General features: G+C 49.3%; 13 protein-coding genes and 1 pseudogene. 5 read left to right on the top strand and 9 right to left on the bottom strand.

The window, feature by feature from the left end; all coding sequences use genetic code 11:
• The coding region (locus BOW51_RS11405; RefSeq protein ID WP_217349015.1) for a hypothetical protein at positions 1-209 on the top strand (209 nt) is incomplete at its 5' end.
• 422 nt (positions 210-631) lie between these two features.
• Here the strand turns inward: BOW51_RS11405 and BOW51_RS02065 are convergent.
• Complete coding sequence (locus BOW51_RS02065; RefSeq protein ID WP_245828358.1) at positions 632-1168, bottom strand: LysE family translocator; 537 nt, start codon at positions 1166-1168, stop codon at positions 632-634.
• A 151-nt stretch (positions 1169-1319) separates the two neighbouring features.
• On the opposite strand from BOW51_RS02065, the gene BOW51_RS02060 reads away from it, so the two are divergent.
• Positions 1320-1769, top strand: coding sequence for a hypothetical protein (locus tag BOW51_RS02060; RefSeq protein ID WP_078476203.1), 450 nt, complete (start codon positions 1320-1322; stop codon positions 1767-1769).
• 68 nt (positions 1770-1837) lie between these two features.
• Here the strand turns inward: BOW51_RS02060 and BOW51_RS02055 are convergent, their stop codons facing one another.
• From BOW51_RS02055 to BOW51_RS02030, 6 genes and pseudogenes are all read right to left on the bottom strand, one after another.
• Positions 1838-3118: an NAD(P)/FAD-dependent oxidoreductase gene (locus BOW51_RS02055; RefSeq protein ID WP_078476202.1), complete on the bottom strand. Its 1281-nt coding sequence runs from the start codon at positions 3116-3118 to the stop codon at positions 1838-1840.
• A gap of 14 nt (positions 3119-3132) precedes the next feature.
• Positions 3133-3711, bottom strand: coding sequence for a c-type cytochrome (locus BOW51_RS02050; RefSeq protein WP_078476201.1), 579 nt, complete (start codon positions 3709-3711; stop codon positions 3133-3135).
• A gap of 352 nt (positions 3712-4063) precedes the next feature.
• Positions 4064-6526 carry a heavy metal translocating P-type ATPase gene (locus BOW51_RS02045; protein WP_078476200.1) on the bottom strand — a complete coding sequence of 821 codons (2463 nt, stop codon included), beginning with the start codon at positions 6524-6526 and terminating at the stop codon, positions 4064-4066.
• 73 nt (positions 6527-6599) lie between these two features.
• Complete coding sequence (locus tag BOW51_RS02040; RefSeq protein WP_078476199.1) at positions 6600-7262, bottom strand: c-type cytochrome; 663 nt, start codon at positions 7260-7262, stop codon at positions 6600-6602.
• 2 nt (positions 7263-7264) lie between these two features.
• Positions 7265-8848 (bottom strand): annotated as a pseudogene (locus BOW51_RS02035) (cbb3-type cytochrome c oxidase subunit I).
• A gap of 38 nt (positions 8849-8886) precedes the next feature.
• Positions 8887-9405, bottom strand: a complete 519-nt coding sequence (locus tag BOW51_RS02030) for a cupredoxin domain-containing protein (protein ID WP_078476198.1) — start codon at positions 9403-9405, stop codon at positions 8887-8889.
• A gap of 549 nt (positions 9406-9954) precedes the next feature.
• Here BOW51_RS02030 and BOW51_RS02025 point away from each other — a divergent pair.
• Complete coding sequence (locus BOW51_RS02025) at positions 9955-11349, top strand: multiheme c-type cytochrome (protein WP_078476197.1); 1395 nt, start codon at positions 9955-9957, stop codon at positions 11347-11349.
• 79 nt (positions 11350-11428) lie between these two features.
• Positions 11429-11950: a tetratricopeptide repeat protein gene (locus BOW51_RS02020; protein WP_078476196.1), complete on the top strand. Its 522-nt coding sequence runs from the start codon at positions 11429-11431 to the stop codon at positions 11948-11950.
• A gap of 77 nt (positions 11951-12027) precedes the next feature.
• Here BOW51_RS02020 and BOW51_RS02015 read toward each other — a convergent pair whose 3' ends face one another.
• Both BOW51_RS02015 and BOW51_RS02010 read right to left on the bottom strand, forming a co-directional pair.
• A complete protein-coding gene (locus tag BOW51_RS02015) occupies positions 12028-12519 on the bottom strand; it encodes a DUF302 domain-containing protein (protein WP_078476195.1) in 492 nt (163 codons plus the stop codon).
• Positions 12520-12644: 125 nt separating this feature from the next.
• Positions 12645-13307 (bottom strand): c-type cytochrome, encoded by a 663-nt coding sequence (locus BOW51_RS02010; RefSeq protein ID WP_078476194.1) that lies wholly within the window; start codon positions 13305-13307, stop codon positions 12645-12647.
• Between the two features lie 187 nt (positions 13308-13494).
• Between BOW51_RS02010 and BOW51_RS02005 the strand changes: the two genes are divergently transcribed.
• A complete protein-coding gene (locus BOW51_RS02005; protein WP_078476193.1) occupies positions 13495-14163 on the top strand; it encodes a c-type cytochrome in 669 nt (222 codons plus the stop codon).
• Positions 14164-14505: the final 342 nt, after the last annotated feature.

The raw sequence follows: 14505 nt of genomic DNA, 5'->3' as shown, positions 1-14505 counted from the left end.
TTTTCCTTTGGCGCTGGCGCACGTCAGAAAAACAGTCTCGCCTAGTGGCTACCGGGGACTACGCGCCTTCGATTCTCTCTCCTTGGCGCGCAGCGGAGGCCGAAAGAAAACAAACGGGGGAGAAATGGGAATTGACGAAGAAACAATGGCGAAATATTTCGGCTTGTTTTGTCTATCAGTGTGCATTAATGCATTTTGCACACAGGTGAGGTTGGCACAACTGCTTGAAGAACAAGAAGAGTCTATTCCACATGGATGCTTGTTCTGACAACAATCTCCCTGCTCCATGCTTGTTTGATCACTAGCTGCGTGATGCATGGTGTACATTTTGTCATCCGAAACAGACATGTTCATATCTGCGCAATGCGCGTTGCTAGCGGCAGACAACAAAACAGGATAAATCCCGACCAGAAGGGCCAAGATGATAGATAGACTCTTAGTAGTTAACCTGTTCATGTCCGTATCAGAATAGCAGGGAGAGAATTGGCGTCAAGCTGAACGACTGTTTTTTCCGGGATACTGATGAAATCTGTATTGCCCTGTCTCATTCAGTCAGGCTTTCACCAACAAAATAGTACCCGTGGTTATCATTGCACAGCCGGCTGTTTTATTTGTTCGGCTCTGAGCTATTTCACTTTTGCAAAGAAGTCTCGCATGAGATGCTGTAAAGGCATAGAACAGCATCACCGATGCCAAGAACAAAAGAGACAACCAATGCAACAATTGCCACATCAATAGTCGAAAGTGCACCCAGGTTAACGAAGGTGGGCAAAAATCCAAGGTAGAAGAGAATGACTTTCGGGTTACCGAGCGTAATCGACAAGCCACCAAGGAAGCTGTATTTTCCGGAGTGATTATTTGCTTCGGGGATATCTGTGACAGATGTACGGGTTTGCCATAACCTGGCACCCAGCCAGATCAAGTAGGCTGCACCCACGTATTTAATCACTGTAAATAGTGCATTGAATGTTTCTGCAATAGCCGCAAGACCATAAATCGCAAACAGAAGAAAAACCAGGTCACCGACAACAATACCCATGATGACAGGTAGAGTGCGCCTGAATCCAGAGGCAAGCGCCTTGGAGACTGTTGCAAATACTCCCGGTCCAGGCGTGATGGCTAATAGAAACATGGCGAGCGCCAAGCCAAGGGTGCTGATGATTGTCATAGAGTCTCAGACTCAGTGGTAATAACCATTGTTGTACCTATGGAAAGCCCACAGGTACCTGTTGAAAGTATAGGACATGAAGCGAGTAGTGTATTTATAACTGGTCTGCCTATATTATTGCCTGATGATTTCCTGAATATTACATAAGTCCATGATGCGTTGTTTTTCCATTGCCCTTGTTGCCCTATTGCTTCTCTCCTGCAGTAATACAACTCCCTACCCCGCTCTGCAGCTGTCAACTTATGAGGGTGAAAGCATCGAACTCGATCAGAATACTCCCCTGACGCTGCTCTACTTCTTCTCGATGAGCAATCCGGTCTCTATTGGAGAACTCTATAAACTGCACAAGAACATTCTTGATGAAGAGATCGATATCATTGCGATCGCAATACAGGTCGACCGGCCACCGAATGTAGCAATCATTCAACGAAAGCTGCTTATCCCGATCGTCATTGATAATGACAATCGCATATCACCTGAGTTTGGAGGCATGCAATTAACACCGGCAATCAAGTTGATCAAGACGGGCAACGTCTTGTATTCAGATGATGGATCAATTGATTATGAGGTTCTCAACGAACTGATTGCAAACAACAAGTAACAGCCTGTGTCTTCGCTCATAACACAAGCCCGCAAATGCGGGATTTTTTGTTACGCGAGTAATGCCTATCACATGAAAATATCACTGGTGATATTGTTAAACCAGCTATAAGCATACTGCACTTCACGTGCACGGTCTGATGCAGAGCTGTCCATCGGCGTCAGGCCACCGGAGCCCTTGATCTTGGCAACTTTGCCTTCAACAAGGTTGTAAACCATTGCAACAGAGATCGCATCATCCGGGCCGACGATACTGTAGCAGGTGTTCACCCAGCTAGGATCACCAGGCGCGTTGCCGTTAAGCAGGTTAACAACCGCTGCTGCAGTTACCTTGGCTTCAGAGTTTGCTGCATAGCCAGACTTGGGCAGTGGCTTCTGAATCGCGGCATCACCGATAACGTGAATACCCTTATGGATAGTAGACTCAAATGTTGCGTGATCGACAGGACACCAGCCGCTGTCATTAGCCAGGCCAGCAGTCTTGGCGATAGATCCAGCATGCTGTGCCGGAATGATGTTTACCACATCACCTTTCAAGGTATCGCCGTTCTTGGTTGTTACTGTACCAGCCTTGGCATCAACACTGGCAACACCGCCTGTATCAGCGACACTGTGCCATTCGATAACACCCTTGTAGTACTTATCGAAAGCCTGCGTGAAGAGTTTCATCTTTGAGAACTTCTTCTTGGCATCGAGGATGATAATCTTCGACTTGAGCTTGTTAGCCTTCAGGTACATACCAATCTGGCAGGCACGCTCGTATGGGCCAGGAGGACAACGGAATGGATTTGGCGGTGGTGCAATAATCACCGTACCACCATCCTTCATCGCGTGAATCTGATCACGCAGAATCTGGGTCTGCTCACCCGCTTTCCACGCATGCGGCATCATTTGGGCAGCTTCTTCGCTGTAACCCCCGATGGTGTCATAGCGCAGGGAAACACCTGGAGCCACGATACAACGGTCATAGTCGAAAGACTGGCCGCCAGCGGTCATGACTTTCTTGGCGCCTGCATCGATGCCTGACACCATGTCATGAACGACATTGATTCCGTGACCTTTCAGACCATCATAGCCAAAACGGATGCTTTCCATGGTGCGGTGACCACTGAGCACTTCGTTACTGAGGTAACAGGTGTGGTAGTGCTGGTTTGGTTCAATGATGGTGACATCAATAGAGCTGTCGCCACGCTTAATATATTTTGCTGCGGTTGCACCGGCAGTACCACCACCGACAACGACAACCTTCTTTGTACCTGAAGCAATTGAGAAAACTGGTGCGCCTACAGCAGAAACTGCAGCTGTACCACCAACTACTTTTACAAAGTTACGACGTGTAAATTTTTTCATGATCAGATACCCCCTTATTTCTGGCTTGCAAAGAAGTGAAGAGTCGCTTCGATTTGAGCATCGTCGAGCTTCTTGACTTTTTTAGCCATTTTCTTTGGCATTTCACGTGCGCCACTCTTGAAGTCTTCCATTGAGTATTGCAGGTATGGGAGCCACTGACCGGCAAGAATGCCTGAGTCATCATCAGCAAGTGCACCGTTCTCATCATGGCACTTCTCACAGCTGTCCTCAAAAACCTTGGCACCAACAGTTACTTTTGCTGCATCAGTTTCCTGGTCAGCATATGCGATATCCACGGCTGCAAAAACTTCACCCATGGCAGCGTACTGCTCTTCGGTATAGCCTTTTGCAATACGGCCCATGATCGTACTGGCGCGTTCACCACTCTTGAACTGGTTCATTGAGTCAACCAGGTATATAGCCGACATACCGGCGATACTCGGTGCTGCTGGTCCGGTACTCTTACCGTCTGTACCGTGACAGCCGGCGCATGTGTCGGCCAGCATTTGTCCTGTCGGTTCGGCAGATACGCTCGCTGCACCCAGCACCAATCCTGTGCTCAACGCGATTGAGATCATTCTTTTTAAAGACATAACATTCCTCTCCTGTTATTGCTTTTCAGGTGTGTTGGCTTGTTTAAGCCGCTTCCCAGATTTGAAACCTGGTAGAGATTCCACTCTCCATTCTTAATTATCGTCACAAGCCTTGCTGACCCGGACATTATTATTCATTGCCATATGACTATATGGATTATAGATTACAGCGTCAAAAAACATTTTCAATATTAGTACGTTAGTGACTTCTTGAATGGATTGAAAAAAAACGCAATTCAATATTAGTTCACCGGGGCTGCAAGAAAATTGATATAGATCAATAATTCCAGCTCTAGATCAGGTTAATAATAAATGCACTTTGTACGACTCTTCACCCATCACAATAAGCAAATCAGTCATTGCTCCTCTGCAAGCGCAATGCGTTGACCACCACAACCAGTGAACTCAGTGACATTCCGATCGCCGCACCCCATGGCGGTATCAGGCCAACAGCAGCAAAAGGAACCGCAACAAAATTGTATATGGCTGCCCAGGCAAAATTCTGCATCAGGTTTGTATGTGTTCGTACTGCAAGACGACGCGCCTTTACAAGAACCTGCGGCTCATCATTGAGCAAAAGAAAGTCACTACTGTTATTCGCTAGGTCAGTCGCATCGGCAAAAGAGAGCGAGACGTCTGCAAGTGCAAGAGTCGGGGCGTCATTATTGCCAACACCAAACATTGCGATTTGCCTGCCCTCCTTCTGACGGGACTGCACCCAGTCAAACTTCTCACGCGGCGAGAGATTGGCATGGAAGCTGGTAATACCCAACTTGCTCGCAACGCGTTCCACATTCTGCTGTGAATCTCCACTGAGAATGACGAACTCGGTGACACCACTCTTTTTCAGGCCAGACAGAAGTTCTTCCACACCGGGGCGCAAAGGATCATGAAAGGTGAATATCGCAACCACACCACTGCCGGATGCGAGAACGGAGACGAGATACCCCTGCTTTCGAAATGACTCAACCCTTTCTCTTTGATCATCTGTCAGCGGCGTTTTCTCTTGAATATATTCAGCCTTGCCAAGAAACCACTCCTCACCATTAATACGCGCACTGGTTCCTGCACCGGGCTGATTGAACAACTCATCGGTGTCCGCTTTATCGTGAGGAAAAGCCCGCAGTGCCCTGGCAACCGGGTGCTCGGAATCTGCCGAGAGCAACGATGCTCGACCGAGGGCATCATCCCGCTCGATTCCCGCATACGTGACGACCTCGGCCAATTCAGGCTTGCCGTGTGTCAATGTGCCAGTTTTATCAAAAACAAAAAGCGTGCTCTTTGCCAATGCATCCAGTGCCTTCATGCGTAACGGCAGCATACCCAGACCAACAAATTTCCCGGCGCTGACCGAGAGTGTCATTGGAGTCGCCAGTGCGAGCGCACAGGGACAGGTGACGATCAGAACAGCAACAGTCGTTGCCAGCCATTGATCAGGCTGATGCATAAACCAGTAAGTCGCAGTAGTCGCTGCAAGCACAAGAATCACGGCAACAAACCAGGTTGCAATCCTGTCCGCCAACTCCGCATAACCAGGGCGTTGCGCAAGCCCCCTGTCGATCAGCTTTCGGATTTCACTCACAGCTGAAGCCTGCACAGTGTGTGTAACCAGCATGTCGATCGATTGCTCACCATTAACAGAACCGGCAAGCAGTGCATCGCCTATCTCATGCAGTACAGGCAATGACTCGCCTGTCAGCAGTGATTCATCGAAACTGCTCACACCCCTGGCAACTTCACCATCAACCTGTACCGTTTCCCCCGGAAGCAGGTGCACCAGGTCACCGACTTGCAAATCCTCAACTGCCACGCGATGCCTTTCGCCACCGGTATCGATCCTGACGGCAGTTCTTGGAGTTACCCTGGCCAGCTCTTCCAGCCTGCCTGCGGCTTTCAATTTTCCCTTGAGTTCAAGCCTGCGCGCAAGCAGCAGAAAGAATACAAACATGGCGATCGAGTCCAGGTACACCTCACCCTGACTGGTGATGGTCCCAAACCAGGCGAACAGGAGCCCCAGGACAAGCGGCACATCCATTCCAAGGCGCCGGTTTTTTATATCGCTCCAGACCCCTGCAAAAAACTCCTGTCCCGAATAGACAAGAATGATTGCCGTGAGCAAAAGCCCGGTCCAGCGACCGAGGACAACCCACATTGGAAGTGATGCGTCCGGCTCGACCGGCATCAGGTAGGTGGCAAACGAAAATTGCATCACCAGCATACCGATGAGACCGGCAAATATCAGGCGCTCGGTACTGCGGCGGTTACGTATTTTCTGCAGTTGCCTTGATCGCGTTGCATCATAAGGATGTGCGATATAGCCAATACTGCTAATTGCCGTCAGTATTTCGCTCAGGCGAATCTTTTGCGGATTCCACTTTACGCGGGCACGCTGTGTCACATCATCAATATGAACGTCCATGACGCCATCAAGACTGCGCAAGTGTTTTTCATTCAGCCACAGGCAGGCGGGGCACCTGATATTCTCAAGCAGTAATGACGCCTCACGCCACGCACCCTCCTCGAGGACAAAATTTTTCTGTATCTCGGGACGGTCATATAGATCAGATTGCTTGAGGAAATCAGGAACGATATCAACATCGGCTGTAGCAGAGTGCGTGGTACGGTGCTTGTAATAGTCTTCGAGGTCCGCATCAACAATTGCCTTGCAGACAGCCTCGCATCCATGACAGCAAAAGTGCCGCTCGGCTTGCAAAACATCCAGCTTGATGGGCTCATCGAAATCAGGAACAGGCAACCCGCAATGGAAACAGGTCTCCTCTACATCAGCAGGTGGATTGTTTGCGGCTTCGCCCATGAGGGTATTTTACGTTAGAAAAACCGGGCGAAGTAAAAAACCCCGATCATATTCATGACCGGGGTCGCTTTCGTTACTCGGGATCGGGCACGGCGTAATAGGATGCCAGTGCCTCAATCTCCTCCTCGGTTAATACCTCGCTGACATAACGCATCCTGGAGTAGATATCGTTGCTACGACCCTCTTCCTTGAATTCCGTCATTGTCGTAACCAGGTACTCCTTGTACTGACCGTTGATACGCGGATGGTTAAACTGGCCGCCATTACCTTTCCTGCCATGACAGGCAACACAGGCTTTCAGGAGGCGTTCTGGATCACCCTTGTAGATCAGCTTGTAGAGTTCAGGCGTAAGCCCCTTGTCCGGGCCGGGCTTGGCCGCAGGCAGGTCTGCAAAATAGACTGCAAGATCCGCCAGTTGCTGCTCATCAAGCTTTCTTACTTTTTTGAACATATCGCAACTGTCGCGCTTCTTATCCTTGTAGTCCTTCATTTGCTTGTAGGCATAGGAAGGCATGAGGCCTGCGATATTGACGTCTTCCGAATCGTCGGAAACGCCCGTATCGCCATGACACTTGTAGCACTTCTCCTTCTTGGCAATCTCTTCGCCGCGCGCCGGATCAGCGTCCTTCAGCATGCGCAGTGTATCCAGGTCGAACGCGACCAGTGATGATGGCTCAGCCTGAGCAACAGATACCGACAGGGCCATCGCAGTGATTAGTGTAGTAATTCGAATCATTGTCAAATGCTCCAGGGTACAGTGCCGAATGTATCCATCAGGAAAAATTGCAGGATCGGGTAGCCGTAACTTGCAATCATGTATACAACAACCAGCCAGAACCAGAAACCGAAGCCGTTCATCAGTCTGGGCATACGCGCAATCGGATGAACCGGTTCTGCATACTCGACTTCCGGAATTGCCACGGGAGTCGCGTTTCCGTGTGTCTTCATCAGGTTCCAGATCAGCATGATGGCGGAGATGAGCAGAATGACACCTCCGACAATCATCGCAAACTCGGGAATAATCCACTTCTCGACCAGTTCCGGATCATATGGAGTGGAAGAGATACGCCGTGGCTGACCGTCCATACCAAGCTGCTGCCATGGCAGGGTCAAAACCAGCATGCCAATCGTCCAGAGCCAGAGCTGCTTCACGGCAAGCGCGCGTGAGTGCAGCTCTTTGCCTGTCATTTTTGGCCACAGGTAGTACGCAATCGCCATGTACATGATGACGGTTGTACCTGCGAAAATCAGGTGAAAGTGACCGGGAATCCACTGGGTGTTATGCACCATGGCATTCATGGAGTAACTGGCATTGATAACGCCGCCAAAACCGCCAAAGGTCAACATCAGCATTGCCAGCCCTGTTGCCAGGACCATCGGGTTGCCCCATGGCAGCTTGCCAATCCAGCCAAACAGTCCTTTACCACCACGCAGGCGTCCTGCAATTTCCATTGAGCCGATAACGGTAAAACCGGTGATCAGCGTCGGCACGGCAACCATGAAGGTTCCCGTCATGTGCAGGAATTTCCAGCCCGCAGCCTGGAACGGATCCATGTAGAGATGGTGAAAACCGATCGGAACCGAGAACACCAGCAGCATGATGAATGCCACGCGTGCCATCTGGTCACTCAGCAGCTTGCCGCCGGCCTGTTTCGGCATCAGCGTATAGAACGCAATGTATGCAGGGAACAGCCAGAAGTAGACAATCGCATGCAGTGTCCAGGAAAACAGGGTACGTGCCAGGCCGACATCGACGGTGGGTGAAAGTCCCAGCGACCATGGGATCAGCTGGAACAGTACTTCAGACGCCACACCCAGACTGGTGATAAACCACATGATGGCATTTGCCACTGTGCCGTACATTGCCAGGGGTACAGTTTCACCCGGATTCTCTTTTTTCTAGGCACGCATGCTCATCACCATGATGAGGCACCAGAACCATGAGCCGACAACCAGCAGTGTCGCACCTATATAGAATGCGGGATTTGCCATCAGCGGTGGATAAAAGGTGTAAAGCACGGAAGCGTTACCGGTGAGCAACGGCACTGCGGCAATAAGAACACCGGCTAGCGACACCAGGAATCCAACCCAGCCCAACTTTCCGCCCCAAAGCGGGCGATTGAGACTGGTTGTCGCAGTATAGTATCCATAGCCCATAATGATGAATGTCGTCAGAACAAAACCCATAAGGACGCCATGCGTTGATACAGAGGCAAAATAGATATCCGAAATCATGATTTGCGGGATCAGGTCGATACGCTGGATGACCTGGTAAAGCCCCATAACCGCTGCCGCGAGGAAAGCAATGAATCCAACCCACATGTTAGCCAGGCTTAGGCCGGCTGCTTTATTGTTATTCATCAGTTCACTCCTCCCGCAGATTTCTCGACGACATTCAGGCGCGACCACATACTGTCGTGTCCGAGACCGCAATATTCGTTACACAGAAAGGAGTACTTGCCAGCTTTTGGAAAACTGGTTGTAAACTCGGAGACATAACCGGGAACAATCATGGTAGCCGCGTTGGTATAGGGGACGTGCACACCATGCAGAACATCCGCACTCGCCATGCGGAACTTGACCGGGGTGTCTGTCGGAACCTCAATCACCGGCGGGAAAAAACCGTACCTGGCTGCGACCATGGTCACTGTCAGGGTGCCATCGCCATTCTCTTTCACACCGAGGTTATCTTCTGCAAACTCTCCGGAAAGATGGAGCGTGGCGGAGTCGATTGGCTCGACATTGCTTGGTGGATGCAGGTTATTGCCGAGGGCATAAAATCCGAGGATGACGCCGAAAACGACTGCAAGAAACAGGGATATCCATACCCAGCGCCTCTCAAGCGGATCATCACATATTGCTTTTAATGGGTCTTGCATTATTCTCTCCTCAGCTAATCGGGCCGTGCATCAGGAAACGGCCGAAAAACAGCAGCGCCCATCCAAATCCCATAATCAGGGCCAACAGGAGGAGAAGCGCATAGGTTCCCTTGGGAGGGCTATGCAGGATCTTCTCTTCTTATTCCGGAGTAAGTTGACTCATTCTTCTCACCTCAAACAAAACATATGAACAGGTGTACCGCCTGCATAGTGCAGACAATCCTGGTAAAGGGGTTTTACAGATAAAGCTTTGCTTGCTTCCTCAGTATCCTCAATTATTGTTGTTTTTTTCAATTTTTATTTATGTCAAACAAGTATTTCAGACATGTCTATTGACTGCAAGTGACGCCAACACGCGATACCTTGATTTACACTATTGTTCAGGTCAATTGTTTGAACGGATAAGGATTTTGATCGACAAGGTATATTCAATTTCCCTGATCTAGTAATGGAATTATTGATCTATATCAATTTTCTTGCAGTCCCGGTGAACTAATATTGAATTGCGTATTTTCCAATCCGCCCAATAAGAAGTTGAGGAGTATACTTATGAAAATGATAATAAAAGTCGCTCTTTTGGGTCTTGCTTTTCTGTTTGCCAACAGCTCCATAGCATCAGTAAAAGTACCCCCGAAAGAGATGTCTGAAGAGACAAAAGCGTGTGTCAAATGTCACACCAAAGACAACCCGGGAATCGTTCAACAGTGGGGCCGCAGTAAACACTACGGCGCCAACGTAGGCTGTTATGAATGCCACCAGGCTGACGAAGGTGACGTGGATGCATACGTCCATGATGACAAGAAAGTAAAGAAAAACATTTCTATCATCGTTTCACCTAAAGACTGTGCGAACTGCCACGAAAAGGCAGCCCACGAAATGACCACCTCGCGCCACGCGACGGCCGGTCACATCATCGATTCGCTTGATAACCTGCTCGCTGAAGTAGTTGAAGGCAATCGCGGCATGATAACTGAAGGCTTCCCTAATGGTAACTCTGCTGCGGCAGTCAACGGTTGCTGGCAGTGCCATGGTTCAAAAGTCGTCGTACTGGAAGACGGTGCGCTTGATCCGGCTACATGGCCTAACACAGGTATCGGTCGTATCAACCCCGATGGTTCAGAAGGCACCTGTAGTGCGTGTCACTCTCGCCACCAGTTCTCTACCGAACAGGCGCGTAAACCTGATAACTGCGGCAAGTGCCACCTCGGCCCGGATCATCCTCAGAAGGAGATCTACGAGGAGTCCAAGCACGGTATCGCGTTCAAGGCGTATGAAGACGAGATGAACTTGGATAGCGCCAAGTGGGTCGTCGGCGTTGATTACACTGCTGCTCCTATCTGTGCAACCTGTCATATGGGTGCAACCCGCAAGCAGGATTCCACGCATAACGTCGGCGAGCGTATCAGCTGGACCAACCGTCCACCTGTATCGGTCCGTCCTGAAGTGATGGATGCGAAAATGGGTCTTGAGTCGCAAAACCTGAAATGGGATGAGCGTCGCAAGAACATGCAGGATGTCTGTTCAGCATGTCATACAGAAGAGTATGTTGATAACTTCTACATTCAGTACGACAGCCTCATTGAACTTTACAATGAGAAGTATGCCAAGCCTGGTAAAGCACTCTATGCTGCAGCCAAGCCTCTGCTGAAGACCGCGAAGTTCTCCAACAAGCTGGACTGGACCTGGTTCGAGCTGTGGCATCATGAAGGCCGCCGTGCTCGTATGGCAGCGTCAATGATGGCACCGGACTACACCCACTGGCATGGTACTTATGACCTGGCCAAGCACTTCTACACCAAGATGGTTCCTGAACTTGAGAAGTTGATCAAGGAAGGTAAAGCATCGAAGGATAAAGCCAAGCGTAAAGCTGCAAAAGACTTGCAGGCCAAGCTGGATGAAGTGTTAGCTTCCAAGGATCACCAGTGGTATCTGGGAAAGAAGTAAATAACGAGGGATAATATTCCCGGGTAGCCTCAGGGCTACCCGGGTTTTTTTAACCCTGAAATCTACTCCACAGGTATAAATGATGAAAAAAATTGGTTTACTAACAACTATTGCGTCTGTTCTGTTTCTATTCTCAAGCGTTACATGTGCATCTGAAGACGCCGCTAAATTACTCGAGCAGGGCAACAAGCTCTGGTCAGAAAACAAGGTTGAAGAAGCTGAAGCCAGCTTTAAAAAGGCAATCGAAGCTGACCCTGAATCAGCCAGGGCATATGAGCGCCTTGGTGCACTTCTGCTAATGCAAACAAAGAACGAGGAAGCTGTCGCTGCATACCAGGAAGCGATCATCAGGGACCCTGATAATGCAAAAAGCTTCGCGGCTCTCAGCATTGCCTATCTGCACATGGGATACCATGAAATGGCACAATTCATGGCCCGTCGTGCATCGGAGCTGGATCCCGAGTTGAAGAATGCAAAAGATATCTCAAAGTATATTGATGCCAAAATGGAACGCATGGCAGAAGCCTCTGCTGCCGAAGGGCATCAGAAAGCAGAAGATCCACATGCAAACGTGGTACCTGCACCCGCAGGACAGCAGTAGGCTACCTGGAACTTCTCTGCCTGAAAACTAAAAAGCCCTGCGCATGCGCAGGGCTTTTTTATGCTGTTAAGCGCTTATCACTCAAATGAGACCATCTGTTTCATGTCAGGCATGACTTTCTTCATGGAGACAGCAACGTCACCACCAATCAGGTTTCCGATTGTTTCAAGGTTCATCATTGACACATAAGTTTTACCATCTGCTTTCTGGTAGATGGCAAAGGTACAGGGCATCATGGTTGCGAGGTATTTATTGTCGTCATTTTTCAGCAAGTTCGCGGCAACATCTACCTGGCACATCTTGATTGCCACGACAGGCCCAACATCAATTTTGACGATTTTTTTGAAGTTTTTCTGGAAATTGGCTTCCCACTTTGATGGTACTTTCCAGTCCAGGGATTTTGCCTTGGCCTTCATATGATCAATTGTTTCCTGAAAACCCAGCGGGCTCTCGATCTCTGTTACCAGTAAATTTTTTGCTTGTGATTTAATAACAAACAGGGTGCCTGCAACGCCAATGACAAGCGCGACAATAAAAGCAACAACCGCACCACCTTTCTGACCTTTCATAAATTTTCTCCCGCAGAAGAGTTGAGTTAATTCTTATTCTATTAATAAAAATGGGGTATTGGAGTCAGTGTAAGACATGCCAATATTGATGTCAAAGCAACTCGGGCACGGGGCTTGATGAATTTTCAATGTGACAACAGCCGGATATAGCTGACCAGCGCTTCAACATCATCCCTACTCAATATACCGCGCCAGGCGGGCATGAATTCTCCCTGCCCCTGCATAATACTCCTGATAAGTTCACGATTATCCAGGCTGTTTGTTTCATTGGGGTTGGTAAAGTCCATTGGCTCAATTCCCATGAGGCGCGTCATGATGCCATCGCCCTCCCCCTCTTCACCATGGCATACGCGGCAATATTTCTGGTAGAGCTGCATCCCGACCTCGGGATCGCCCATCAGGTCATGCTTGGCGCGACTCAGAAAGCGCAAATACGCAATCAATGCCTTCACCTCGGATTCATCGAACACCCCTTTCCATTCCGGCATGGCCTCATTCAGCAGGTTATGGCGAGCACGGCCTGTAATCGTCTGGCGACCTTCACCAGTGATGATCTTGGTAAGAATTCTTTCGCTTCTGGAGCGTACGGTTGTTGTCAGGTCTGCGGGGCTGATCTCCATTACCTTTGCGAGCGGGCCTTCGCCTTTACCGTCAACTCCATGGCACAACTGGCAATACGAGACATACAAGCGTCGTCCCTCGTATGCAGCAGGCGGGTTAGCCATGACATCAGAGAGATTCAGAACCACAACAACAAGCAACAAGACGGAATTAACAAGGTTTTTCATAAAACTCACCTGTAGATGCTGTCCGGTTCCCTGGTGGAATACGGACAATCTGCCTAACGACAAGGACGTATCTGTATATTATAGTTACTCTGCACAATATCGCCTGACGGAGGATACATGCCCGACAAATCAGCCATGACTATGCAAATCAAATCAGCATCCTGTATCGCGGGGAATCCTTAATATCATGCGAGTTCTGAATCTCTCACTGGTACTTGTTTTCGTCTGCCTGTCACCCCGGGCTGGTGCCGTTGATCTTGAGAATGGCGCAGAGATCAATGAAGTCTGCGCAGCATGTCACGGAGAATATGGTCAAGGTGGAAAGAATGGTGAATATCCGAGAATAGCCGGGCAGCCTGCCGGTTATACGTTTAAACAGCTGAAACTCTTTCAGGATCGCTCACGACCAAATATGCCCATGGTCGAGCATGTTGACAAGCGCGAGCTACCTGACTCGGATATGGAGGACATCTCTGCCTATCTGAGCAAAATCGTATTACCGACAAGACTGCCGCCGGTTGATGAAACAGCTCCCGACTTCGATGCTTACCAGCGCCTGCTTCAAACCAAGAGACTCATGCAGATTGCCCGTGCAGAGGGAGATATTGAAAACGGCAAGGCGCTTTACAAAAAGGAGTGCCGTTCCTGCCATGGCAAGGAAGGTGTCGGCAAGTCAAAAGACAATGTTCCCATGCTCGCGGGTCAGTACACGAAATACCTGTGGAGACAGGTAGATAAATACCTGGACGGCACACTGGTTCATGACGAAGATGAACCCGACAGTGAACTGCTGGCCGAATTTACACGTGAGGAAATCAGGGATATCTTTGCCTATCTCTCAGTCGCTGATGACTGAATCCCCTCTCTCCAGATCGCATTTATAGATCCAGCGCCCGTTTCTGTAATGGTTTGAATTACGAGCATACATGCGGGAAATAATTCTACTGCTTTTTCGATCAAATACCCCACGAAGCAAAGATGAAATAGGGGTAAATATCGGGCAACAGAGATAGCATGACAACCACTTATTGAGTAAACTGGATAGAGCGTCACTCAGAGGCGACATTTAATGCCGCACAGATCAACACGATCAAGAATTGTCAAGCGTGTCTTTGATCTCGTGATGTAAAACGGGACATCCAAGTCTCCCTTTTACACTCGATCTTCGACAGCCTTTATTGCCCCGGACGCCCTGCGT

The organism is Solemya elarraichensis gill symbiont, from assembly GCF_002021095.1.
GTDB lineage: Bacteria > Pseudomonadota > Gammaproteobacteria > Chromatiales > Chromatiaceae.
This window is presented reverse-complemented; position numbering and strand designations above follow the sequence as displayed.